Genomic DNA, 26,899 nt, shown 5'->3' with positions numbered 1-26,899 from the left:
GGAGTGATATATGTGCAGCAATCTACTAAGATGGTGACCATATTAGCAGTTGGTGTTTTTTGTATTTTAAATACTGAGATGGGAATTATTGGTGTACTTCCTTACATCGCAGAAGCTTATAATGTGTCACTGGTGACGGCTGCTAGTGTATTGAGTATATTTGCTTTAGGCGTAGCAATTTCAGGGCCTACGATGCCTCTGTTGCTCTCGAAGATGCCGAGGAAACTTTTGATGATATTGGTGTTAGCTGTTTTTACAATTACTAGCTTAATAGCTGCTTGGGCACCTTCTTTTGAAGTGTTACTTATAGCACGACTCGTACCAGCGCTGCTGCATCCTGTATATTGTGCTATGGCATTTGCATTAGCAGGTTCTTCGGTAGAACGAGCAGAGGCGCCTAAGGCAGTAGCTAAAATCAATATGGGCGTGGCAGCCGGCATGGTTGTGGGTGTGCCAGTAAGTCATTTTTTGGCTGATACATTTGGACTTTACATGGCCTTTTTATTTTCGGCCCTTATTACAGCCTTCATACTCTTGCTTACATTGTGGCAAATTCCGAAGGACTTACCAGTAGAAGCCATATCATATGGAGATCAAGTGAATGTGCTGAAGAAGCTTAATGTATGGCTTGCTATTTTATTTGTTATGGCCTTAAATGGCTCTATATATGGAGTGTATAACTATTTTGTGGAATATGCTACCGATGTATTAGGTTTTAGTTCCCCTATAGTAAGTATTGTACTGCTTTTATATGGCGCTTTAAATATTGTAGGTAGCTTTTTGGCTGGTAGACTATTGAGTCGAAAGCCTTTATTAACAGTGCGAAGTAGCATAGTTGTATTGATAGTAATTTACATGCTCTTTATTGGTATGAATTATTTGAATGCTAATGTAAGTGGTTTTACTCATTTAGGTTTAGCGTCAACTGGCACTAGCACGGCTATAGGTGTAAGCGGACTTTCTTGGCAGGATATGACTCACTTTGGCTTAGCCACTGTACTTATAATTTTGTGGGGCATATTAGCTGGTATTTCAGCTAATATTACGCAATATTGGATTACTACGGCCGCTCATGAAGCCTTGAATTTTGCTAATGGATTATTTTTAACGGCTGCGAATGTAGGCGTTATTGTGGGTACTTCTTTCTGTGGCGTTGTCCTTAGTTATTTAGGTTTATCTAATGTTATGTATGGTGGTATCGTTATGCTATTAGTTGCTGCTGGCCTAGGCTCCTGGCAATTATGGTATGAAGGAAAACGAAGCTCATCAGTACAGATATAAGATCTAGTAGGCTGTGTAGGAAAGACAGCATAGTTTGAAAAGCAGGCTATACTTTGTCTATCGCTGTGCCGCATGGTAGTGATAAAGATATATTTTAGTTTACATGTATTTTAGTCTGAAAATTTTAGTTTTGGTTATAGAAGAATAAAGGAGAGGTAAAAATGAAATCAAGTATTAAAATGATGAAAAAAGCAATGGTTATGGCAGCAGTAGCAGCTCTTTATGGTGCTAGCGGTGGTTTTACAGTACAGGCCGCCGATGCACAGATACCAGCATTTGTGCCAGTAGCAAGTAATGCAGCGCGCATTGCAGAAGCGGAACAACATGTGATGCCAACGACTAATTCACAAGACACTATTAATTCCCCAATGAACCAACCTGAACAATTAAAATTGACTCAGGAATGGGATAAAGTATTTCCGAAGAGCGATAAAGTAGAGCATAAAAAAGTAACATTTGTAAATCGATATGGTATTACATTGGCAGGGGATTTGTACATTCCTAAAAATGCTAATGGTAAGATGCCTGCTATTGCTGTCAGTGGTCCATTTGGAGCCGTGAAAGAACAGGTATCTGGTCTATATGCACAAACACTAGCTGAACAAGGCTTTATTACAGTGGCCTTTGACCCATCCTATACAGGGGAAAGTGGTGGTGCACCACGGAATATGGCGTCCCCAGATATTAATACAGAGGACTTTAGTGCTGCCGTTGACTTCCTTGGTTCTTTAGAACAAGTAGATCGTCAAAATATTGGCTTGATGGGCATTTGTGGCTTTGGAGGTATGGCCTTATCTGATGCGGCTATGGACAAACGCGTTAAGGCTGTTGCCACATCTGTGTTGTATGATATGTCTCGTTCTATCGGACAAGGCCTTAACGATTCATACACTGCTGCTGATCGCGATAAAGTGTTAAACTATTTAGCTGACAAGCGTTGGGAAATGGTGGATCGAGGTACTACAGCGCCAGGCTATCATGAAGTACCTATTGTAAATGGCAATCTCATTACCTTGGAAGATGGTCATTTATTGCCAGAAGTAGCGCCTGCTAATATGGATCCAGTGGGTAAACAGTTCTTTGATTATTATCGTACAGGACGAGGCTACCATCCACGCTCAATTAATTCCACTACTGCTTGGGTAGATGTTATGCCATATGGTTTCATGAATTTTAGCATGAATGGCCATTTAGATGAAATCGCACCTCGCCCAGTTCTTTTAGTCACTGGTTCAGAAGCGCATTCTAAATATATGTCCGAAGATGTGATGAAATCCTTGGTAGGCGATAATAAAGAAATTATTATCGTGCCAGGTGCTAATCATGTAGATTTTTATGATAGAACTGATGTAATTCCTTTTGAAGCTATTACAGCATTCTTCCATAAAAATTTAAAGTAATTTGATTAGTAATACATTTCAAAAATACTAATATAAGCTTTAAAGTTTCACATGGGCATCTAGATTTTAATATAAGTTTCTAAATAAGTTTGTAAAGTAAAGAGTTTGTAGAAGATAAATATTACAGGAAGGCGCTTATGAGACAATATGTGATGACTACATTTTTGGTTACGCTCTTTTTGGCGCTCAGTATTACGGGGTGCGGGCATGCTGAAAATAAAGAGACTCAAAGCCCTGCTGAAAATTACAGAGTTCATAGCAATGCTGAAAATTATAAAGCTCATAGTAATGCTGAAGATCACAGTGTTCAAAGTAACACAAATGAAGCCTTACAATCGACTTTCAGCGAAAGCAATGTATTACAAAATCAAAATGGAGGCGAACAGGCCGTGAATTCCGTATCGACTCAAAGGATACAAGTTATAATCAATGGTGTCCCCTATGCTATGAGGCTGGATGATACAGAAGGAGCTAGAGCATTTCGCAAAGAATTGCCAAAGACGGTTACAATGGATGATGTGAATGGAAATGAAAAATACATTGAACTTGCTGTGTCATTGCCAACAGATAAAGAAGTGGCAGGGACAATTAGGCGCGGTGATGTAAAACTGTGGGGCAAGAATGGGTTGGTAATATTTTATAAAGACTTTAATAGTCACTATTCGTATACAAATTTAGGTCATATAGAGGGCGATGTAGATTGGGACGCTTTGGCTAAGCAAGGCTCTGTGGAGATTACATTTACTTTATAATGACAACGCATAAAAATGCCTGGCACTTTGTGCTAGGCATTTTATGTTTGTAAAGTAGTTTAGCGTTTAGATATTTTTTATAGCGCTTGACTTGAAGTTGGCTCTAAGCTTTATAATAAAATTAATAGTATTGAATATTTTAGAAATAGTTAGGCGTCGCATTGTGCAGGTGTTTTAGCGCGCAATAAAGCGACGTAAACTTTTGGCTTGAGATGAAGAGCTGTAGTTAATTCGTTAGAGGAAAAGTCGAGTGAGCTTTTAGCTTGTGCAAAGAATCGTGCTTAATTAGTTAAAGAAAAAGCGATGCAAGTTTTTAGTCTGAGATAAAGCAGTGCGGTTAATTAGTTAGAGATAAAGAGGGATGGTATATGAAGTTTGTAAAGCACAAATTTATGTGGCTAGGGATTGTCACCTTGTTTGCGGTGGTCGCAATTGTGGCTATGGCAACACCTTGGGGGCGTTCGCTAGCTCATTATGTAGTGAGAGAAGGGCGCAGCGCTGTAGTTGCATCTGTACCGAGTGCTGGTCTAGAACCAAAGCATGTTCGGCAATTAGTCAGTGAAGATATGAGTACGTCGCGCATCATTATGTGGGATACAGAAAAAGCGCAGGAGGATCCCGTGGTTCTCTATAAAGAAAAGGGCGCCGCTGATACGACTATTGTAACGGTGCCGGCAACGCGGGAAGAATTTACGGAAGATAAGGTGCCCCGTCATATTTATCGGGCCAAATTAGAGAATTTAAAACCTAATATGGACTATGAATATAGCGTAGGCCCTAATACAACTGTTACTAACTGGCATGACCTTAGTACGAAGGTAAGCACAGATTTCACGGCATTAGTATTCCCAGATTCTCAATCTTCGGACTATAGTGGGTGGAAGAGTTTGGTGAAAACTGCCTATGCACAGAATCCTAAGGTAGCATTTTTTGTTAATATGGGCGATTTAGTCGATAATGGGGAGTCCTCTTATCAATGGGAAGAGTGGTTTGATGCAGTAGAACCAATGATGGAGATTGTTCCCTTTGCAGGCGTTACGGGTAATCACGAATACTATTCCCTAGACTGGAAATTCAAACCACCAACTGCATTTGATCAATTTTTCCGTTTTGACTCTCAAGCACTGCTTACTGGATCTAATAAAAGTGATAATCCGAAGGACATGTCGCGGCGTGCCTTCTACTCCTATGATTATGGAGATGTTCATTTTGTAGTACTCAATACACAATTTCAGGAAATGGATGAATCCTATCGTGAGGAAGTCGCACAAGAGCAGTTAGCGTGGTTAAAGCAGGACTTGGCAAACACTTCTAAGCCGTGGAAGGTTGTGTTTATGCATCGTGACCCATTCCGCTATCCTCATACAAAAAATCCTAATATTGTGCCTGGTTTTAGTGATATGGGTGATATGTTCATGCCTATTTTTGATGAATACAAAGTTGATTTAGTTTTATCGGCTCATTATCATATGTATCGTCGCCGTGGCCATGTAGAGGATTTTAAACGCAGTGACAGTGGCCCTTACTACATCATTACAGGGGTTGCTGGGGATGTAAAATATGCCAACATTTGGCGATCTCATCCTTTAGATGAATATGTATCTCCCTATGTTGATGGAGATAATTATTTAGTATTGGATAAAGTGGGCCAAAACTTAACTGTGAAGGCGTACTTACAAGATGGCACATTATTTGATGAAGTGACCATTTCAAAGTAAGGCTTTGTAGTGGTTCTCATTTTTAATATCACAAAAACTCATAAATGATAATATGAAGAGATATAACAAGTACCCCTTTAATCTGAGCGGCTTAAATGATATAATCAAAACGTAAAGGCCTTGTTAGAAAAGGCGATTCACTATCTAGGAGGATGATATTGTGGAACTCGTGCAAAATTTAAAAGCAAAAGTAAAACCATTAGGCAAAAAAATCGTATTACCTGAGTACAAAGATGAACGTGTACTTGAAGCAACGTCCCTTATTTTAAAAGAAGGCTTTGCTATTCCTGTACTTGTAGGCAAGGTAGAAGAAGTAAAAGCAGCAGCTCAAAAAGCTGGCTTTAACATTGATGGTGCAGAAATTATTGATCCTGAAACTTATGCACAATTAGATAAAATGGTGGAAATTTTCACTGAAAAACGCGCTAAAAAAGGTATGACACCTGAAAAAGCTCGCGCAACTATGTTAGGCGATTGCTTGTTCTTTGCAGCTATGCTTGTTCATTTAGGTGAAGTTGATGGCATGGTAGCAGGTTCTGCTAGCCCAACAGCTAATGTGCTTCGTGCTGCATTACAAGTAGTTGGCACAAAACCAGGTCTTAAAACTGTATCCAGCTCCATGTTCGTATTCACTGACAAAGCACAATATGGTGATGATGGCATGTTAGTATTCTCTGACTGTGGCGTTATTCCTAACCCAACTTCAGAGCAATTAGCTGATATTGCAGTATCTACTGTAGAAAAAGCACGCAAAGTAGCTAATATGGCTAACCCTCGCGTATCTTTCTTATCTTTCTCCACTAAGGGCTCTGCATCCTCTCCTGAAGTAGATAAAGTAATTGCTGCAGTAGAAGATTTAAAAGCTCGCAATGTTGACTTCGATTTCGATGGCGAATTACAATTAGATGCTTCTATTGAACCATCTGTAGCAGAACGTAAAGCTCCTGGCAGCAAAGTAGCTGGTAAAGCTAACATCTTGATTTTCCCTGATCTTCAAGCTGCTAACATTGGTTACAAATTAGTACAACGCTTTGCAGGTGCGACTGCTCTTGGTCCATTGATCCAAGGTCTTGCAGCTCCTATTCATGACTTATCTCGTGGTTGCTTCGCTACAGATATTGTTGATGTAGTAGCTATTGCAGCAGCTGAAAGTGTTGAATAATTAAAACTTTTTGAGTTAGAATTAGACTCACATAGTAAAAGGACCCTTCGGGGTCCTTTTTTTGTGCTAATATTTTGAGCTGTGATGAGGGTTTACAAATAAAATCAAATATAAGTATTCTTGGCGGTGAATTTACTTTATGAGTGAATTTATCGCTATTTTTTCTGTTTACCTTTGAATGCATAATTGTTAAAAATTATAAATTAAAATTTATATAGAATATATATTACATGGTAATGCAGATAAATAGGTTGGTTTTGATGATTTAATACAATCAAGTTTCAAAATATGCATATCACTATTTTTGATGAATATAGATTGGAATAAGTTTTTTGGGTATAATGATAGTGAAATTATTCAAAAAAGTGAGGTGAGTAATTAATAAAAATAATAACTTGATTTTAGATGAGTTAAGCACATTGTAAGTGTTAAGGGGTTCTAAATGAGGAGTAATGTGATGAATAAAAAGAGAATGTTACGTGTATTAGTTTTAATGGGGTTGACAACTACTATCGGTACTGTCAGTGCAGAAAGCACAGGAGCTAGTTTTGTAGGTGTGGGACCTATTGCGCCAGAATTAACAACTATAGGTAATGAACAAGGTGAGGGGGCTACAGGTTTCAATGCATTGGCTATTGGTGTAAATGCTAGGGCGACGGAAGTAAATGGTGTAGCTATAGGCTCTAGTGCCACCGTGAGTCATGAAGATGGGGTCGCTATAGGTGGTATTGCTATAGGTACTAATGCATTTTCTCATAATATGAGTGATGCTAATCATGAAAGCATCATTGTTTTTGGTCGCGATAAAAAAACTCTTTCGGGAGGCATTGCTATTGGCCAAAATACACATGCGCGAATTGGTACTGTGGAATTGGGAAATCGAGATTATAGGGGACAGATTGGCGACTTTGATTTCAGTACTTCTAATGGGATAATCGATGGACCTGTGCCAGCCGATAATAGTAAGTTAAAAAACTCTGATGTAACAACTGGCGTAGGTTCTACTACGGTGGGGGATAATTCGTTTAATATGGGGAACTTCTCTAGTATCAATGGTTCCTATAATGTTATATCAAAAGCCTATGATAAACCAACGGCTCCTTGGGCTGGAAATGCCATGACTCGTGGAACGAATGCGCTTCATAATGCAGGGGCTGCTATTCAAGGATTTGGTTCTAGCATTAGTGGCTCTTTAAATAGTATTGAAGGCAATGAAGCGTTAAGTGCCAATATCTTTTCCCTGTTAGGTGGCGCTTCGGACCCTGTTACGGGGCTTATGTACTCCGGAACGGCCTCTAATATTGTGGGCACGGCCAATCGAATTAATAAGAGTAATGGTGCATTGATTTTCGGTACGGGCAATGAAATAACTAATTCCTATATTACACCAGATAGCCCTATCATAATGGATTCTTTGACTACAAGTGTACCATTTTTAGGTACAGTATCTTTAAATCCAACAGTATCTAATAATTCAATTAAAGAATTAGCAGAGACTCTTCGCAAGTATTCGCAAGACAATCGCATGGGTTCCGTGGGGATTATTGGCGGTGCGAATAAAGTCGACTATGCTCTATTCTCAACTATTTCTGGGGTAGGAAATACCTTAACGGGGCGTGGCGCAGATACAAATCTTGCTTTGAATTCAGGAAATACTAAATTGACGGCAGCTATCAATGGAAATTCTTTTGCTGCTTTCAATGCTATTACTGGATATGAAAATACAGGTAAAGCCGTATCTCATAGCTATATTAATGGCTCCCATAATACTCTTGAAAATGCTGTTAAAAATGCTGTAATCGGCAATCATCAAACTCTTGTAGGTTCATCAACTGAGGTTGCTGAGGGCAATGTTATATTAGGCTTTAGAGATAAGAAAGATGAGTCTGCCTTTGCTACTAGCTTGAAGAATTCAGTTATTCTAGGCAATGAAACAGGCGCGACAGATAATCAAGTGGTAGTTATAGGTCATAATGCCAAGGCTAGTGTTGTCGATGGTGTAGCCTTAGGCTCACAATCTGCGGCAAGTACAGCAGCTGGCGTAGCTGGCTATGATCCAGTAAAAGGGACAGCATCAACTGAAACTGATAAAACTTGGAAATCCACTTTAGGCGCTGTATCGGTAGGTAATGACGCTAATACGCGTCAAATCACTAATTTGGCGGCCGGTATGGCACCTACTGATGCAGTCAATGTGGCTCAGCTTCAGGCCGTTAGAGGAATGATTGTTAACCCTACGGTTTCTATTTTTAGTAAAGGCACACAAGCGGATAGTGTATATACAGTGGGCACGCCGGTAGTGACTAATCATGCCATTCATGGCATGATGTTTGACTTTGGTGATGGTTTATACGCAGAAGAAAAAGAACAAAGTAATGGTAAAAAGGTTATTTTAGTTGGTGTTGATAAAGATTTGATTAAACCAGGTGTACCAGGTGCAGTTGGGCAGCCAGGTCCAGAGGGTAAACCAGGACCTCAAGGTCCTGAAGGTCCACAAGGACCACAAGGCGAGCCAGGTAAAGATGGCGTAATGGACTTTACTATTACAGCGGATACGACGATAGCACCTATTACAGTGGCTAAAGAATCTCCTACAGTACAAGTAAAAGGCGATGCTAATATTCAAACCATCGCTAATGGTGACACTTTGACGATTGGACTCGCTGATAACATAAATGTGAAGACTGTACATGCGAATACGATTCAAGCAGAAACCTACAAAGTAGGTGATGATGTGTATATTAATGAGTCTGGTCTTAATGCGAATGGTAAAGTGGTTAAAAATGTGGCCGCTGGTGAAGACAATACTGATGCAGTGAATGTAGGTCAGCTGCGTGAATTGGGGAACACTGTGAATCACTCGATTCAAAAGTTACAAAAAGATAGCAATCGCGCTGATGCAATGGGAGCCGCTTTAGCTGCATTAAGTCCATTGCAATATGATCCATTGGAGCCAACTCAAGTTATGGCAGGCTATGGTTATTATGGTGGCGAAAATGCTGTTGCACTAGGCGTAGCTCATTATAAACATGAATCATTACTCTTTAGAGCTGGCGTTGCTATGAATGGTGGCAATAGTAAATTGATGGCTAATGCAGGTGTAACCTGGAAGTTTGGTGATAGCAAAAAAGAACGTGCTCTAGTTGAAGACTATCGTCAAGGGCCTATTTCTTCTACATATGTTTTACAAGATAAGTTAGCTGGTTTAGAAGCTGAAAATGTTCAGATGAAAGCACAGCATGAACGATTAGTAGCTGATTATGCACAATTAGAAAAAGATAATGCAGAGATGAAAGCTAAAATTGACATGCTAATGCAACGCATGGGGTTATAAACGTATTGTAAGGTTGCGTCATACTGAAGTTAAACTTGAGTTATGAATGAGGAGTTTGTTTATGGGATTGTTACAAAAGAAGCAAATGCATTTGAATAAATTAATGGTAGCTAGTTTAGTATGTGGAGTATTTGGCACATATTTGGGCTCCACTGTATGGGGGGCTACTATTACTTATGATGAGACTAAAAAGAATCTTATTTTAGGAAATCAAATTTCTGATGCTGGTGGGGCAGGCAATACGTCTGTAGGTGGCAAGTACAATTTTATTCGCGGTAATGGCAGAGATGATAATGGCAATGGTACCGGTTATGCTGGTTGGATTGGCGGAGATTTCAATACTGTTATTTCCGAACAAGTGGGCCGCGATAGAACTGGAAAATATAATGTAAGTGTAGGCGACTATGCGCATGAAGTGTCTACTGGTGATTTTAAATTTGCCATGGGCTATAAAGCAGGTATGACATCTAAAGGCAATTATAATTTTGCATATGGTTCAGAAGCTGGTCACAATGTAACGGGAAATAATAATATTGCCTTAATGGATGGTGCTGGTAGTGATCTACGAAGTATTAAAACTGTTGAAAATGGCGTAGAAAAGACTGAGAACAGTAATTATAACTTGGCTATAGGCTATCAAGCAGGTTCGGATTTGCAAGGTAGTTTTAATTATGCCTTTGGCTCACAAACTGGTAAGAATGTGACGGGCAATGATAACGTAGCCTTTGGCGCGAAGGCCGGTACAAATGTTGTGGGGACCTCAAACTATGCTTTTGGTACAGATGCCGGTAAAGATGTAAATGGTGATGGTAACTATGCTTTAGGGACTCAAGCAGGTCAAAATATTAAAAAATTTGTCAATGCTGCTGGTGTTACCGGTCAATCTGTGGGGAATAATAATATAGCGTTAGGTAAGTTTTCTGGCTCGAATATTGTTGGTAATTTCAATGTGGGCATTGGTGAGAATGCAGGACGTTATGTAGGTTATGAAGCTAACAGTTATGATGTGTCCAATGTAGATAATTTTGGTGAGCCTCAAGTAAATGTGAAGGGCACTACTTCGGTTGATGGGGCAGAGCATAATATAGCATTAGGCTTTTCCTCAGGGAATTATGTAGCTGGTCAAGATAATTTCTCTGTAGGCGTTTCTGCCGGTAGTTATATTAAAGGTGACAGTAATGTGGCCTTAGGTAAACATAGTGGTCAATTTGTTACTGGCGGCGAAAACATGACTTTTGGTGCTCGCGCTGGTGTATTTGTAACGGGTGACGATAATGTGGCCATCGGTGTGGAATCTGGCCGATATATTCAGGGCGATAAAAATATAAGCATCGGCAGTCGTGCAGGGATTAATGATAATAGTGGACATACTGCTTTAGCTGAGAAATCTAATACAATTGCAATTGGTAATGACTCCAATTCTGAGGTAGCTACGGGTATAGCCATAGGATCTGAGGCTAAATCTAAGAAGTCTGGAGCCAGTGCCTTTGGTGCCAATGCTAAGGCTGAAGAAGAAGACTCCTTGGCATTAGGAGCGGGTGCAATTGCTGGAGTAGCAAATTCCGTCGCTTTAGGCAGTAAATCAAGCATTGAGGCTAGTAAAACAGCTAATACAGCTGGAAATACTGAATATGGAGCGGCAACAATTAACTCCTTGGAATTGACTTTTGCTGGTGGCAAGAGCAATGGCATTGTGAGTGTAGGCAATGTGGGGGATGAGCGTCGCATTCAACATGTAGCAGCAGGTCTTATTTCTGCTACATCGACTGATGCTATTAATGGCTCACAGTTATATAGTGTAATTAATACAGTTACTACGCCTACTATATCCTTGCGTTCTGCTGGTGTAAATGGCGGCAAAAATACAGCCACTAGTTATACAGCAGGCACAAATGTTGTAACTAATACGGCAGTTCATGGCATGATCTTTGACTTTGGCGATGGTTTATATGCTGAAGAGAAGCAAGGCAGTGATGGGAAAAAAGTAATTTTAGTAGGGGTTGATGAAACCGCTATAAAAGCTGGTGCTGATGGCGCTCCTGGCAAAGATGGCGTTACAATTAAGAGCATTGAGTCGGATGGGAAAGGTAATACTACAGTAACCTTTACAGATGACCAGAGCTTTATTATTAGAGATGGAGCCACCGGACCACAAGGTCCTAAAGGAGATACGGGCGAAACTGGAGCTACGGGCCCACAAGGACCTAAAGGAGACATGGGAGAAACTGGAGCCACCGGCCCACAAGGTCCTAAAGGCGAAACAGGTGAAACTGGTGCAGTAGGTCCACAAGGCCCTAAGGGTGACATAGGCGAAACTGGAGCTACAGGACCACAAGGTCCTAAAGGAGATACCGGTGAAACTGGAGCTACCGGCCCGCAAGGTCCTGAGGGAAAACCAGGGCCTCAAGGTGTGAAGGGTGAAGATGGTGTATTTGATTTTACCATTACAGCCGACAATACCATAGCGCCTATTACAATAGCAAAGGAATCACCTACTGTGAAAATACAGGGAGATAGTAATATTCAGACTACTTCAGAAAAAGGGACGCTGTCTATTAGTTTAGCTACAGATGTGAACGTGAATTCCGTGACGGCTAAGACTGTTCAAGCAGAACGTTTTAAAGTAGGCGATACTACATATATTGATGAGCAGGGACTTAATGCTAATGGTAAGAGTATTAAAAATGTAGCACCTGGTGAAGCCGATACGGATGCTGTTAATGTGTCGCAATTGCGAGACTTAGGGCAAAGCGTAGCGCAGTCTGTGAATAAACTGCAAAAGAACAGTGATCGAGCTGATGCGATGGGGGCAGCCTTGGCTGCACTGAGTCCACTTCAATATGATCCATTAGAGCCAACACAAATTATGGCAGGCTATGGATATTATAGTGGCGAGAATGCATTTGCGTTAGGACTTGCACACTACAAACATGAGTCTTTACTGTTTAAAGCTGGTGTTGCCATGAATAGTGGTAATAGCAAATTGATGGCTAATGCAGGTGTAACATGGAAGTTTGGGGATAGCAAGAAAGAGCGCGCTCTTGTAGAAGCTTATCGTCAAGGTCCAATTAGCTCTAGCTATGTATTACAAGAAAAAGTAGACTATTTAGAAAACTTAGTGGCTCAACAACAAGAACAAATTGCATCACAAGAGCACCGCTTAAAATTGCAAGATGAAAAGATTGAAGCGCTACTACAGCAATTTGCTAAACAATAATTTGTAGTAGCATTATGTTGCAGTCTCTTTAGCGACGTATTGCATTAGCTTGAGGTGGAGAGAGTGTAAATAGGCGTGTTTATGACTTATAAAGCGTAGGCTTATGAGTTAAATAGAGCCTGCCTATAAGCTAAAGTAGGGATATGAGTTAAATAGAGTATACTTAAGAGTTAAAATGAGCCGGGGGATAAGCTAAAGCAGGCCTATGAGTTAAATGGTGTATGCTTGGGAGTTAAAAGAGCTGACATAATTATGTCAGCTCTTTTTTATATTCAATTGATTTTTCTATAGATGGAAGGAGGTGCTATATGGTAATTTTACGGTGATTTACTATAAATCTTACAAAAATATGATATAATAAAAACACCAATTAATAATATTATCAATTTTCATTTCTATATTTCAGGTAAAATACAAGTTTTATCGTTTTAAATGAGAATTGATTCAAATTACATATAAAAGCATTGATTATGCGCAAAGTAGTTGTTGCGAGTAACAATATAAAGCATGCAAAAGATAAAGCGTTGTGAATAATGGGTTTATTATGCATGGTGAATTTATTATGCATATAGCTTTTGTTATGTATAAATTTAATTATATTTTACTATGTAGATGTAAAAGGGAATGACAGGTGAGCATTATGAAATTACACTACTTACAACATAGTGGCTTTATGTTAGAAACAACAAATAGAGCCTATATTTTTGATTATTATAAAGATCCTACAGGGGAAGTGAAACGTGCACAATCGTTGGGGAAAGAACTATGGTTTTTTGTTACTCATTGGCATCATGACCATTATGTACCTGAGATTTTAAATTTTAATAGTCCGACTACGCGCTATATTGTACATGAAGATGTGCCACATAGTAATATGCCAGCAGAGCGCACTACCATTATGAAGGTAGGGGAGGACACCACTGTAGTAGATATTCCAGTAAAAATGTATGGCTCTACTGATGAAGGGGGCTCCTTCTGGCTTAAAATTGGCGATGCTCGGATTTTCCATGCAGGTGATTTAAACTGGTGGCATTGGTTAGGCGATACAGCTGAAAACAATCGTTTTGCTAAAGATTTTGCAGCTCGTGAATTTGCAAGATTGCATGGCATGGAAGCAGATTTAGTGATGTTTCCTGTAGATGCTCGTTTAGAGGCTGCTCGCGAATGGGGCGCCATTGAATTTTTGCATATAGTGCCACAGCCTAAACTTTTTGTGCCGATGCATAGCAATGGACCTGAATGGGTGCCAAGCACATATTTTAAAGCTTTGTATGAAAATTTATCCATATGGACACCGAAACAGTCCGGTGACAGCGTGGAATTTGATAGTAACATAGCATAATAGAAGTACAGTTAGGAAAGTCCTTTTAGAAAGGATGAAGCATGAAGAAACATACAACATTTCCCATAGCTACAACCTTGCTATTGGTAATGATGGTTATATTTTTAATCGTATATCCCTTCCGAGCTAATCCCTGGTTTGCCTTTTTAACTCATGTGAGCGGTGCCGCCATGATTGGTGGTTTAGCTGATTGGTATGCTGTAACAGCTCTTTTTAGCAAGCCTTTGGGCATTCCCTATAAGACGGCATTGATTCCGCGGAGCAAGGCGCGGTTAGTAGAAACAGCGCGCTATATGATGGTGGAAGAACTGTTGCGAGTGCCTCAGATGTATCAAGTAATAAAAGAGGAGCAATTGTTAAAGCGCATTATTACTTACTTTCTCAGTCAAGAAGGGCGTGCTCAAATTACTCATTTCTTGGCAGAGGTTGGGGGACAATTAGCCAATCAATTTGATTCCTCGCCTATAAAGAAAGAAATTACTGAGGCCATAAAAAAGGGAATACATCATTGGAAGGTCAGTCCTTTGCTCGTTCGCTTTGGCCATTTAATTATGGGGCAAGAGACGGCAGCGGTGTTGTGGCTCTATGTGAATCGCATGATGCAGCGCCTATTAGGCTCTGCAGGGATTCAACCATATTTAGTAGGCATTGTACGGGCCATGATGAATCGCTACTCTGAAAATTCCTTTTGGCGTGAGTTGGCGTTAGCTCTGGGGAGCGACTCGTTTTCACCAGAACAAGTGGCTGACTTGATTCAGCGCAAGGGAACACAATTTTTGAAGAGTCAAGAATCTTTGCATTCTACAATGGGACAATATGTTTACCATAAAGTCATTTGGCTTCTGTCTGAATTAGAGCGTAATCCGCAGTGGCAAGAGAATGTAGAAAATCTCAAGAACCGTTGGTTTACAGAGATTGTTGAAGATGTAAACATTGGTTCTGAGCAGTTAACTTGGCAAGGAATTGTTCATCGCGTGCAAGAAGAAGCGGAGCAATATGCACTGCGCTTATTAAATGATCGGGCGCGCATGGAAGGTTTGGAACGGTTACTATTGTATCAATCTGTGCCGCTATTGCGTAAATTGCGGCCATTTGTGGACAATTCAGTAGTGAAGGAATTAATGGCGTATTCGCCAGAAAAGTTATCGCAAGTTATTAAGGGCAAATTGTACCATGACTTGCAGATGATTCGTATAAATGGCTCACTAGTTGGGGCAGTATTAGGTGGCCTCTTCTATGTGGCATCGTATTTGATTCGAGGAGGGCTGGCGTTATGATAGGAGGCGTACCATATCGCGTATGGGCTAATCGCATCTTAGCTCTGTCAGCTGTTTTGTATGGCATCGTATTTATCGGTCAGTTTTATATTACCGCGACTTGGTATGATGCGTTATATTGGTTGGTACAATCTGCTTTAATAGGGAGTGTAGCCGATTGGTTTGCTGTGACCGCTTTATTCCGTAAGCCGTTAGGTTTTCCTTATCATACAGCACTTATACCGCGCAATAAAGATCGCATGATTAATGGCTTGATTCACTTGATTGAGACTCGATTGTTGACGTATGAGCAATGTGCGCGGACGTTAGAGACAATTCGCTTTGTTCCTTACATCAATAGCTACATTACGAGTGAGCGCGGTCGGCAGTATATTCGGAGAGCTCTTCGCAGTATGCTCCATGTATTATGGCATAGTCGCAGTGAGCGCGAATGGGCTCAATGGGGCAGTAAGATACTCAGTGAGTTTTTGCACAAGCAAAATGTGACGGGTCCGATTCAGCAGTTTTTGACTGAAGTATGTCGTAGCAATAAGCATGAAACTGTAATTATTCGCTTGCTCGTTGTTTTACAAGCAGCATTAGATAAGCCTCAAGTATTGCAATGGCTTACGAATACGATTGATAAGGAAATTCAGGCTCGCAAAGAGAGTAATATTATTTCCGCTTTAGTCATTACGGTGTCAGAAGCAACAGATATTATTAATGCCCGTGATATGGCCTTGGCCATGCTTCGCGAATTGTATATGATTTTAGAGCGTTGGAAACGGCCGGGCAGTACAGAGCGCATTGTGTGGATGCAGCAGTGGCTAGCACCTTTGCAGGAGTTGGCGTATAACAGTACAGTGACGCAGACCATTGATGAGACATGGCAGAAATGGGTGGATAATCAAGATTGGGAGAATATCTTACTCACTTATGTGTGTCCATATATTCATAGTATTATTCACATGGCCGATGCGAATGATGCCTTTGAGGAAGAAACACCGGTTACTGTATTAGAGAAGTCTTTGCAGGAACTGTGGGCTGTATACATTCAAAAGCCTGAAGTGAATCAAAAACTTGAGGATATGTGCCAGCATATGGCTAAGTATATATTAGTGCGCAGCCATGCTATGCTAGGAGTTGTGGTGCGGCGCGTATTAGGCTCTTTAAGTACTGAAAAATTTATTTACTTTATTGAATCAAAAGTGGAAGATGATTTGAGTTGGATTCGTATAAATGGTGCTCTTGTTGGCGCCGTGTGCGGATTAGGGGCTTGGAGCTTCTTACATTTTATATATGAACCAGTATTAGCCCTATGGGGGCTATAAAGAAAAACTGCATGTATGTCAGTTAATCTCGGGAAGAGATAGGCTGATATGCATGCAGTTTTCTGTTCGTAATACAGGATATATTTTAGGAAATCGGAGTATGTATAAGTAAAATTTAATAAATTAATATGTATGTGAAATCGTTAGAAAATTAAAGTGTGTATAAAGACAATCTCGTTGTATTTAGCTAAAAATATGATTTTTAGGCTTGGGCTACTTGTGGTTGAGTTCGTTTTAATTTTAAATCCTCAATCATTTGTAAATCCTCTAATGGGGAGCGCCCATCAGTCGTTAAATAGCCACCTACCATAATGCCGTTGAGCCCACCAGTTAAGGCGAGGGCTTGCAAGTCTCGTAGATTGACTTCCCGCCCGCCAGCTGTACGAATTTGTGCAGTTGGTAAAATGAAGCGGAATGTGGCAAAGCTGCGTAAAATTTCGAGAGCATCTAAGGGTTCATTTTGTTCAAATGGAGTACCTTTGATGGGATTGAGAATGTTAAGTGGCACAGAATCAATGCCTAGACGTTTAAGTTCAAAGGCCATTTCAACGCGTTGCGCTAAGCTTTCATTGAGGCCGAATATACCGCCAGAGCATACGCGGATACCTGCTTTTTGTGCATTGCTGATAGTGCTCATTTTATCTTCGAAGTCATGAGTACTACAGATGCTTGGGAAATGACTAGGTGCCGTTTCAATATTAGAGTGGTAGCGAGTAACACCTACTTCTTTTAACTTTAAGGCTTGTTCATAAGTTAACAATCCTAGAGAACAGCAAATCTCTAAACCTGTTTCGGCTTGAATTTGACGTAGGGCGTCTAAGATTTGATCGAATTCTTTGGGATTATTGGTATTGCGGCCGCTAGTTACGATGGAGAAGCGGATGGCACCAGCTTCCTTGGCTTTGCGTGCATGCTCTACAATATCTTCTGTGCTCATAAAAGGATAGACAGTCACGCCTGTTTCGTGATGTGCTGATTGGGCGCAGAATTTACAGTTTTCAGGACATTTGCCAGACCGTGCGTTGACAATGGCACATAAATCGACTTCATCACCATTGAATTTTTGACGAATTTTATCAGCCATTGCCAATAGAATCATAGTATCTTCGTCAGATACTTGAATTAATTGTTCGGCTTCTTCTCTAGTTATTTCACCACCGTCTAATACGCGCTCTGCATAGGCGATGATATCTTGATACCCAATTTGTTTTGTTGTTTCGCTCATGAACTTACACCTCTTTGATTATTGTTTTAAATTTATCCCTTGGCTATAAACTGATAGCAACTACATCATAGGGCACTATAAAATAATCTTTTTCTTAAATAGAGCTAAATAGTGCATGGATGCTTTAGTTGTTATAAGTCGATAGTATATTATGGTGTTATTATACGAGTAATAAAAATGATAGTCAACCATAAAATTATACAAGGTTAACAATTGAGAGGAGATATTTTAAAGAGGGTAGTTATATTGTTACATAAAATATATATGGCAAAGGCATAAGCGCATAAAATAGATTTTAAATAAATAGGAAAAAGAGCTGCATAAATAATTTATAAAGAACGCGCCCTGTGATACAATAAATATAGTGTTTTTTATTCTGAAGGAAGGAGTCTTTTATGCTCGTGTTGGATAGACAGAGTGGCGTACCTCTGTATGAACAAATATATAGTTATATAAAATCTAACATAGAAAATGGCACATTAGCTGCCGGGATAAGACTACCTTCAGTTCGCGCTCTAGCAGGAGAAATTGGGGTCAGTAAGATTACTGTAGAGCAAGCCTATGTGCAACTAGCTGCGGAAGGGTATTTAAAGTCTCATGATCGGGCGCCCTATGAAGTGCTCGAATTACCTTTGAATTTGGAGACAGATAGTCATCGTGATGGAATGAGTCATTTTGATACGATGCTGAACCTTGTACAGGGATTAAATACATTGAGTGCTCCTTATAATTTTGCAACTGGCGCTATGGACCCAGAAGGCTTTGATTATAGTCGCTGGAAGCGATATATAGGATATGTATTACGCGACCCAGAGCGTTTGATGGCTTACGGCAATCCACAAGGAGAAACAGAACTGCGTATGCAGTTACAAGGGTATTTAAGTGCCGCGCGAGGTGTGACCGCCGAAGTGGAGCAAATCATTGTCAGCAGTGGTACACAACCAATGGCTATAGCGATTGCGTCTTTATTAAAACGGGCCGGTTTTACTACTATTGGCATTGAAAAAGAAGCTCTTGGTGGTATTAAAATAATTTTTGAAGATTATGGATTTACTGTAGTTGAAATTGAACAACGGAGTGAAACTTTATTTGATATATTAGAACAAGCTAGTGTAGAAATTGTATATTGCACGCCCTCTCATGGTGATCGCAGTGGCAGTGTTATGACTGTGGCTAGGAGAAAAGAATTACTTCAATGGGCTCAGCAAGGTAAGCGATATATTATTGAAGATGATTACGATAGTGAACTGCGCTATTATGGTAGACCTATATCTTCTTTGCAAGGCATGAGTGGAGTGGATAGGGTTATTTATGTAGGGACGCCATCTAAAGTATTGCCTCCTTCAATTCGTCTTAGCTATATGGTGTTGCCTCCTCCTTTGTGGTTGGAGTTTATGCAGCATCGAAATACATATAAGCAAAGCGCGAGTGTAATGGAACAATTGGTATGGGCCCGTTTTATTGAAGCTGGCGAATGGTCTAAACAAATTCGGAGACTTCGCAAGCATTATGCGGACAAGAGTAAGTTGATGGTGAAATTTTTGCATCGCGCCTTTGGCGATACTATCACAGTGAAAGCGCCAGAAGGCGGTGTATATATAAGTTTAGTTGTGCATACAAAAGAATCGGCTCAGAATTTAGTAACTTTGGCACATCATGGCGGTTGCGATGTGCGTTGCGGAGAAGTTATAGATAATGGAGTACAATGTGTACTTTCATTTAGTGCGATTCCAACGAATAAACTAGCTTCAGCGATTGAACAATTAGCTAAGGCGTGGAAAGGAATTTAAAGATGATTCAACCATTTCGATTTCTACATTGTGGGGATCTTCATTTAGGGACGCCCTTTAAATATTTAAAGTCCCTAGGTAAACAAGTGGACGAATTTGCTAACCGTGCCACCTATAAATCTTTTGAAGGAATTGTAGATTTAGCTTTACGTGAACAAGTGCAAGCTGTGATTATCACTGGTGATGTCTATGATAGTGATACACATAATCTAGAAGCGCAAGTTCGTTTTGCTCATGAATGTGAGCGTTTGCATAAGGGACATATCCCTGTTTTTATGGTGCAAGGCAATCATGACCCTAGTGAAAGTTGGGCGGCTCATATTGAATTGCCGCCTAATGTGCATGTATTTTCTGCTGTGGAACCGGAGCGCAAACCTTTAGTAGTGCATGGGAAAACAGTAGCTTATATATATGGTATGAGTTGTAGTAGACAGAATCGAGATTCCAATATAGCTAAAGGATTAGTGCCTAGTGGAGAGGATCCTTTCTCTATAGGTTTATTTCACGGCACTATTGGCGGCAGCGAAGACCACGAGCTAGTGGGGCCGTGCAAGCTAAATGACCTACTTGATGCGGGCATGGATTATTGGGCAGTAGGCCATATTCATAAGCGCCAAATATTACATGAGAGTCCTTATGTTGTATATGCTGGTAATACGCAAGGCTTGCATCGTAAGGAGCAAGGTCCGAAAGGTTGTTATATTGTAAATGTAGGTGGCAGTGGCCATGTGCAGCTGCAATTTCATGAAACAGGGGCCATTCGATTTGAAGAAGAAGATATTGATGTGACTAAACTGACGAGTCAAAGCGAAATATTAGAGATGATTCGCCATAAAAAAGAGATGCTAAGAAAGTTGAAAGTGCCCGTGTTAGTTAGCTTTCGACTTTTGGGGCGAGGTCCTTTATATGATTTGTGCAATAAAGAAGAAGTTCTTCAAACTTGGCTGACAATGAGTCAGGAAGAGGAAAAGAATAAATTTGCTTTTGTTCTGCCTTTTAGGATTGCTAGTGAAGTAAAGCCGAAAGAGGATTGGACAGGCCGTCGCTTAACAGGTGATATGGTAAGTGACTATTTGAAGAGTTATGATCGAGTGGGAAGTTTGCCTAAGGAGGAAAGCTTGGGAATACTTCGTCAGATTATAAACAAGCGACCAGAGATAAAACGGTTAGGCTTATATGAAGCAGTACTAACTGATGAATTGTTGTGGGAAGCGCTGCGGCGAGCTGAAATAGAAGGCGCGCGCTATTTAATAGGAGATACGGATGAGGATTAAGGAAATATATATCAAGGACTTTGGCCCTTACCATGACTGGTCTTTTAAACCTAGTGAGGACTCTGTGCAGATGGTATTTGGTCCCAATGAAAGTGGCAAGACCTCATTGCTAGAAGCTTTGCGATTTTTACTCTTTGGTAAAAAAAGCAAAACCTATGGCTATGGGACTGGTCATTTGCTTGTGGAGCATGGTGGTACAGAATATCATATTGGGCGTCATGAGAAAAAACTAGACTTTTATCCTATTGGTGGCGAGCCTATACAGGTGGAGCCAGCTGAATTGTGGTGGCATGGTTTAGAGAAAAAAACATATGATCGTATCTTTGCTATTACAGTCGATGAGTTACAAGGTGCTGATGTACTTACTGAAGTAGAAGTGAGAGCGCGCTTTTTCGGTGGTGAAGGTGGCGAGCGCTTAAGTACAGCTGTAAAAGATATTGAAAAAAACTCCGCTGATTTACTGGTAGCATCAGCGGCAGGGAAACGCAAAATCAATGTGTTGGTAGATCAATTAAAGCAAACTCGACAAAATATACAAGATTTATCAAAAGTTGAGGATTCCTATGCTAATTATCAGCAGGAGTTGATCAATCTAGAGACCACAGAAAGTGAATTAGAAGAGCGCCTTAAAGAGTGGCAGGATTATGGCCGTGACATTGATTTAGTGCTGCGCGCTTGGGATGTGTATAAGCGTGCTGAGCATGCCAAAGAAAAGATGAACACCTTTGCGGTCACAGAATTGTTAGAGAAAAAAGAATTCATGGACCTTGAGGATAGGCTCCGAGAATGCCGTAATAATATGAAGATGTGGAGTGGCAAAGAGGCTGGTTTGGTGCCAGATAATTTCGCTCCTGACTCCTTGATTGGCGTATATGGTCAAGATATTGAAGATTTATATCAAGATGTATCTAAATGGACTCAATTGCAAAAAGAGTGTGAAGAAGGTCGCGCATATGTGAAGCGATTTAAAGAGCAATTGGATATTTCACGCACTATGCATACGGCTTGGGATGCTAATGTTGAGTTGCCTACACAGGTGAATTGGGCTGAAGGCGAGCGCTTGGCGCGTGATTTGCGTAGCGCGCAGGATAATTACTTGCATTGGCAGAAACGAAAACCTCAAGAACCAGAAGATATTGCCAATACGACGGTCAAACAAGAGGAATCTAAATTAATTAAAGAAGAAGTGAGTATTGAAACCTTGGCCAAGACCTATGAAGAAAAAGAATGTATTGATAAGGCTATATTAGCTCTAACATTATCACCGTATAACAATAAAATGCTGCAAGCATTACCAGTTGTTCTTTTGGGTGTAGGTATCGTTCTGGGCTTGGTGAATGAGTCTTTACTTTGGCTAGCAGGGCTATTAGTGGTGGTAGGCCTAGGGGCGTTTGTTTATATGTGGAAACAGCGTCAGCAGTTGAATTCGGAGTTGAAAAGTTTAGAGCATCGTCAGCGAAGTGTGCAGACTGTATTGCAGACAATTGTCAATGAACATGGCTGGGCAGCACCTCAATCGCGGGAGGACTTGGATGCTTTAACAAATCAAGTTAAGCGTGCACGTGAAGCCTTTGGAAATCAAAATATTTTACTTGCGAAGGTTCATAGTTATGAGCAATTATTGAATGCGTGGCTAGAAGAAGGTAAAACATTAGAAGCTGAAGGTAACAAGGCAATGGAAGCCTGGCAACGTTGGTTGCCACCAGGGGCTAGCCGCGTATTAACGGACAATCATTTCTTTGCCATGAAGCAAGAATATGACACATATATGGAGGATTTAAATAAATATAGAGAGTATGAAAAAATCCTTCAAGATCATGAGGTGCAATTGACGGAGTTGAAAAATAAATGTCAGGCTTTATGGTCTAAGTTAGAGTTGACCATACCGGCGACACCGGTAGAAGTTCGCCGCGTATATAATCTATTGAAGACGCACCGTCAAAATCAAGTTCGCTGGGAGCAAAAGGAATCGCAACGACGCAGCTATCATGAGGAATATGAACAGTGGAGTCGCAAAGAGAAGTCCTTGCTTTTAGAACAAGAAGAAATATTACAGAAAACTGGTGTGCCGTCGGCGGCTGAATATCGTCAACGACTTTTATTGCAAGATCAATATACACAATGGAAGGTTGTGTATGAGCAAAGCATTGATCAATTATCGCTCTTTGCGCCAAAGAAGGACCAACATGACTCTTTGTTGCGCAAGCTTAAATCTGGCAATAAAAGCAAATGGCATTCAGAAGCAGCGCGAAGCGAATCAGAAGTGGCTAGCTTGAAAAAACGCTTAGATAATTTACATGAAAAGCGAGGACAACTACAAGAGACCTTGCGCACTTTGAGCAATGATAAGGCGCTGGCTACAGCCCTTCAAAAAGAGCAACAATTAGAAGGGGAGTTGCAGGACTCGCTTACTTCGTGGGCAACGCAAGTTCTCATTAGCCATTTTATGGAGTTGGCGCAGGCTGATTATGAAAAAGATCGCCAGCCAGAAGCGATTGAAAAGGCCTCTGAATATTTGCATATAATGACAGGCGGTAAATATAGCTTAGCCTTAACTGGTGATGTGGCTAATTTGCAGGCTGTAGACTCTCAAGGAAATGGATTGACTTCTGATCGTTGGAGCAGTGGCTTGGGCGATCAAGTTTACTTGGCATTACGACTTAGTTTAGCCTATGTGTTTAGTCAAAGGGTTGACTCTCTGCCAATCATTTTGGATGATATTTTATTACGCTTTGATGAGGCGCGTCAAAAAGGTGCTCTTGATGTGCTTACTCATGTGGGTAAGCATGGACAAGTTTTGATTTTTACTTGTCAACAAAGTACGGCACAAGCAGCATTGGATGTGCCTAGTATGGCCGTGTATGACTTAAGTACTAAGTCGGTTATGAATAAATAAGTACTGCATATAATGAAAGCAGTTATAAGATAATGAGCCTTTTTAAAGAAGTTCATTAAACTTATAACTGCTTTTTAGTTTTGTAAAAGCCTAAGATGGTATATAATAAATGAGATAGTAAAACTAGAGGAATTAAATAATATATAGGCAATGATATACATTGTTTTCTTATAGGTGCTAGATTAGCACCATGCGATAGTAGAAAGGTGCTGAAGAAAAATTAATAGTAAATATGCAATCGTTTTATTAGTAGTGGCTATATTGGTCACCGGTTGTGGAACAGATAAACCGAGTGAAAGTGAAGCAGTTAAACCTAATTCCGTAGTAGTGTCCCATGAAGTGCCGGCTAATGAGGTGCAGCTGGCGAGAGAATTACTACAGGATAATAAATATAGTGAAGCCATTGCTAAAGCTGATGAAATATTAAAAGAACATCCTAAGAGTGATGAAGCCTACTCTATAAAAGGAATGGCACAGGGCTTAAATGGCGATGTAGAGAATGGGCTTAAGAATGAACAAAAAGCGCATGAGCTTAACCCGGATAATGTAAGCGTCTATTATAATTTAGCTATGCTGTATAAATTGCAAGGTGATTTATACACTTCAAAGAGTTGGTTTGAGAAGGTACTTCAAAAAGATCCGCGCAATGTATGGTCGGTTTATGGGATTGCTACTATATATGCAGACCAAGGAGATGATCGATTAGCTTTAGATAAATTGCGTGAAGCCATTGCCCTTGATGAGCAGGTGAAAGCAGTAGCGCGCACGCAGGATCATTTTGTAAGATTCCATGGAAATCCTCAATTTGAAGCTATTGTAAAATAAATGCAGTAAAAAAGTTAAGGAATACAGTGATATAAATAGTATGGACTGTAATGATGTAAACATTATGGACTGCAATGATATAAATCTAGAAAAATCGGCAAATAAAAAATCAAGATTCAAGATTTAAGATTCAAAACAAAAATGTGAACTAAATAATAAATAACCTAATATATATAGATTTTCTAATATAAAGTGAATAGTAATAGGCTAATATATGGTGAATAGTTTGAAATTTGTATTGTGAAATGATTATATAAAAATCACATAAAAGATTATAGATAGGAGGATATAAGGTGCTAAAAAATGTACTGAAAAGTAATAGATTATATTATTTTGTACGAAATACTTCGACAGTTGCTCTAGCCTTGGTCATGGCAGTTCTTATGAGTGGTTGCTTTGGGCCAACTAAAGTGACTAGCGCTGTGGTGGAACAACGAGATATGCCCGTAAAGATTAACAATGATGCTAGCGTAGCAGCTCTAAATAAAGCGACAATTGAACCAACTGTATCAGGGCAAGTTGCCACTATGACTGTTAAGGTGGGCGATGAAGTTAAACAAGGGCAAGTTGTAGCAATGCTTGATACGGCTACTTTGCAAACGCAGTTAAATCAATTGATTCAAGAACTTGGCGAAAGACAGCAAGGGCAATCACTCCAAGCAGTACCACAAGAGACTACGGTAATACCTGGTGCTGTATCAGCAGCAGATGTGTCGCGGGCTCATGAAATGATGTCAGCAGGTATAATTACGGAGAAAGAATATCAGACCATTGTACAGCGCTCACAAGCAACAGTTGTAACCAGTGGTGGTGGTTATGTAGCTACTGGAGGCGGTGTTGAGACCGCTAGCATACAAGCCGCTATAGCACAGGTGCAAGCCCAAATGGCACAAGCGCAAATTGTATCGCCTATGGATGGGCGCGTAGCAGCCATTTATAATGAAGATCGTAAGGTGGCTATTGCAGGACGTCCTTTTATGTTGATTCAACAAAATACACCAGTAGTTGCGTCTCTTAGTATTCCTCAGGGCTTTGCCTTAAAATTGGCGGATCCTGCTAATAAAGGAAAGCTTAAAGTATATTTAAAGGTGGACAATAAGGAAGTGCCAGGTGAATTGACTTATGTGGATACAAACTCTCCGGCAGGAACGCCAAGTGTATTAGTAAAAGCGACCTTTAACAATACAGATAACACTATTACTCCGGGCGAATTTTATACATTGGTTATTGAATCCGATGTGACGGCGCCTGTTATGGCTGTACCACAAGAAGCGATTCGAGAAAACAAAGATGGTAAGTTTGTGTATGTTATAACTGCTGATAATACGGTGGATGTGCGCGTAGTGGAGGTAAGTGAAACCGTGGATGGATATACAGCTATTACATCAGGACTCAATAAAGGAGAAAAGGTAATTACATCTAAAGGGAATTATGAGTTAGGTGAAAAAGTTACTGTCGAATAAGTATTGAATGGTATTTTAGTAATAAGAAAGTTATAAACGAGTAAGTACAAAAATAGTTTCTAGAATAAAATATTGTAAATAAGCGCTAGAATAAAGCATTAGGAATAAGTACTTAGAAAAAAAGGCTAGCCAGATGAGCACTGAAAAGAATAAGTGACAAAATAAGTACAAATAGAATTGAGACTAAAGTTAGACCCTGAAAAATGAAAGGTAGATGCTATGAAATGAATCTACTATAAGAATGATAATGCTTTGCTTGCTTAGAATTGAATGCCCCTACATTAGTTTGATAATGTAGGGGCGTTTTGTTTATAGGAGGGGATATGAAATAGAGAAAATATTTTATAAAAATGCTTGACTTACTTTTTGATATGAGATAAGATGTATAAGTCGTCTCCCGAAGGGTTACTTCGGGCGGCGTTTATATAGATTATAACGAGGTTCTACAATTCAACTTTAGTAAACTTAACTTTAGTAAACTTAATGTAATAAAAAAGTAAAAAAGTTGTTGACTAAGTTAGAAAACAGTGTTATAATTTAAAAACCGTCAGATGTGGCGGTGAGTAAATTGCCAAAACTCGCATGAGTGAAATGCAATTTCAGATCTTTGAAAACTGAACAATGTAAGGTAAT

Annotated in this window: 16 protein-coding genes; 15 read left to right on the top strand and 1 reads right to left on the bottom strand. The window is 40.0% G+C overall.

What is annotated here, in order from left to right:
• Positions 1–12: 12 nt before the first annotated feature.
• The 10 genes from QZR90_RS00080 (at position 13) to QZR90_RS00035 (ending at position 16,793) form a co-directional block, all read left to right on the top strand.
• The gene (locus tag QZR90_RS00080; protein WP_295787256.1) at positions 13–1,281 is read left to right on the top strand and encodes an MFS transporter; all 1,269 of its coding nucleotides are present in this window, start codon (positions 13–15) and stop codon (positions 1,279–1,281) included.
• Positions 1,282–1,442: 161 nt separating this feature from the next.
• Positions 1,443–2,681, top strand: coding sequence for an alpha/beta hydrolase (locus tag QZR90_RS00075; RefSeq protein WP_295787251.1), 1,239 nt, complete (start codon positions 1,443–1,445; stop codon positions 2,679–2,681).
• A gap of 137 nt (positions 2,682–2,818) precedes the next feature.
• Positions 2,819–3,433, top strand: coding sequence for a cyclophilin-like fold protein (locus QZR90_RS00070; protein WP_295787249.1), 615 nt, complete (start codon positions 2,819–2,821; stop codon positions 3,431–3,433).
• 368 nt (positions 3,434–3,801) lie between these two features.
• Positions 3,802–5,151 carry a metallophosphoesterase family protein gene (locus tag QZR90_RS00065; RefSeq protein ID WP_295787246.1) on the top strand — a complete coding sequence of 450 codons (1,350 nt, stop codon included), beginning with the start codon at positions 3,802–3,804 and terminating at the stop codon, positions 5,149–5,151.
• Positions 5,152–5,311: 160 nt separating this feature from the next.
• Positions 5,312–6,313 carry a phosphate acetyltransferase gene (gene pta / locus QZR90_RS00060; protein ID WP_295787244.1) on the top strand — a complete coding sequence of 334 codons (1,002 nt, stop codon included), beginning with the start codon at positions 5,312–5,314 and terminating at the stop codon, positions 6,311–6,313.
• 457 nt (positions 6,314–6,770) lie between these two features.
• The gene (locus QZR90_RS00055; RefSeq protein ID WP_295787241.1) at positions 6,771–9,647 is read left to right on the top strand and encodes a YadA-like family protein; all 2,877 of its coding nucleotides are present in this window, start codon (positions 6,771–6,773) and stop codon (positions 9,645–9,647) included.
• A 61-nt stretch (positions 9,648–9,708) separates the two neighbouring features.
• On the top strand, positions 9,709–12,864 hold the full coding sequence (locus tag QZR90_RS00050) for a YadA-like family protein (protein ID WP_295787238.1): 3,156 nt from the start codon (positions 9,709–9,711) through the stop codon (positions 12,862–12,864).
• Between the two features lie 637 nt (positions 12,865–13,501).
• Entirely contained in the window at positions 13,502–14,206 is a 705-nt protein-coding gene (locus QZR90_RS00045; protein ID WP_295787972.1) for an MBL fold metallo-hydrolase, read from the top strand.
• A gap of 41 nt (positions 14,207–14,247) precedes the next feature.
• Positions 14,248–15,483, top strand: coding sequence for a DUF445 domain-containing protein (locus QZR90_RS00040; protein WP_295787237.1), 1,236 nt, complete (start codon positions 14,248–14,250; stop codon positions 15,481–15,483).
• Positions 15,480–16,793 carry a DUF445 domain-containing protein gene (locus tag QZR90_RS00035; RefSeq protein WP_295787234.1) on the top strand — a complete coding sequence of 438 codons (1,314 nt, stop codon included), beginning with the start codon at positions 15,480–15,482 and terminating at the stop codon, positions 16,791–16,793. Before QZR90_RS00040 ends, QZR90_RS00035 begins: the two co-directional genes overlap by 4 nt.
• A gap of 202 nt (positions 16,794–16,995) precedes the next feature.
• Here QZR90_RS00035 and bioB read toward each other — a convergent pair whose 3' ends face one another.
• On the bottom strand, positions 16,996–18,018 hold the full coding sequence (bioB, locus tag QZR90_RS00030; protein ID WP_295787230.1) for a biotin synthase BioB: 1,023 nt from the start codon (positions 18,016–18,018) through the stop codon (positions 16,996–16,998).
• Between the two features lie 395 nt (positions 18,019–18,413).
• Here bioB and QZR90_RS00025 point away from each other — a divergent pair, with 395 nt between their 5' ends.
• The 5 genes from QZR90_RS00025 (at position 18,414) to QZR90_RS00005 (ending at position 26,266) form a co-directional block, all read left to right on the top strand.
• The gene (locus tag QZR90_RS00025) at positions 18,414–19,808 is read left to right on the top strand and encodes a PLP-dependent aminotransferase family protein (RefSeq protein WP_295787225.1); all 1,395 of its coding nucleotides are present in this window, start codon (positions 18,414–18,416) and stop codon (positions 19,806–19,808) included.
• Between the two features lie 2 nt (positions 19,809–19,810).
• On the top strand, positions 19,811–21,082 hold the full coding sequence (locus QZR90_RS00020; RefSeq protein ID WP_295787217.1) for a DNA repair exonuclease: 1,272 nt from the start codon (positions 19,811–19,813) through the stop codon (positions 21,080–21,082).
• Entirely contained in the window at positions 21,072–23,978 is a 2,907-nt protein-coding gene (locus tag QZR90_RS00015; protein ID WP_295787214.1) for an AAA family ATPase, read from the top strand. The genes QZR90_RS00020 and QZR90_RS00015 overlap by 11 nt, the downstream gene beginning before the upstream one ends.
• A gap of 252 nt (positions 23,979–24,230) precedes the next feature.
• On the top strand, positions 24,231–24,803 hold the full coding sequence (locus QZR90_RS00010; RefSeq protein WP_295787212.1) for a tetratricopeptide repeat protein: 573 nt from the start codon (positions 24,231–24,233) through the stop codon (positions 24,801–24,803).
• A 371-nt stretch (positions 24,804–25,174) separates the two neighbouring features.
• On the top strand, positions 25,175–26,266 hold the full coding sequence (locus QZR90_RS00005) for an efflux RND transporter periplasmic adaptor subunit (RefSeq protein ID WP_295787970.1): 1,092 nt from the start codon (positions 25,175–25,177) through the stop codon (positions 26,264–26,266).
• Positions 26,267–26,899: the final 633 nt, after the last annotated feature.

This window comes from uncultured Veillonella sp. (genome assembly GCF_900545795.1).
Taxonomy (GTDB): Bacteria; Bacillota; Negativicutes; order Veillonellales; family Veillonellaceae; genus Veillonella_A.
This window is presented reverse-complemented; position numbering and strand designations above follow the sequence as displayed.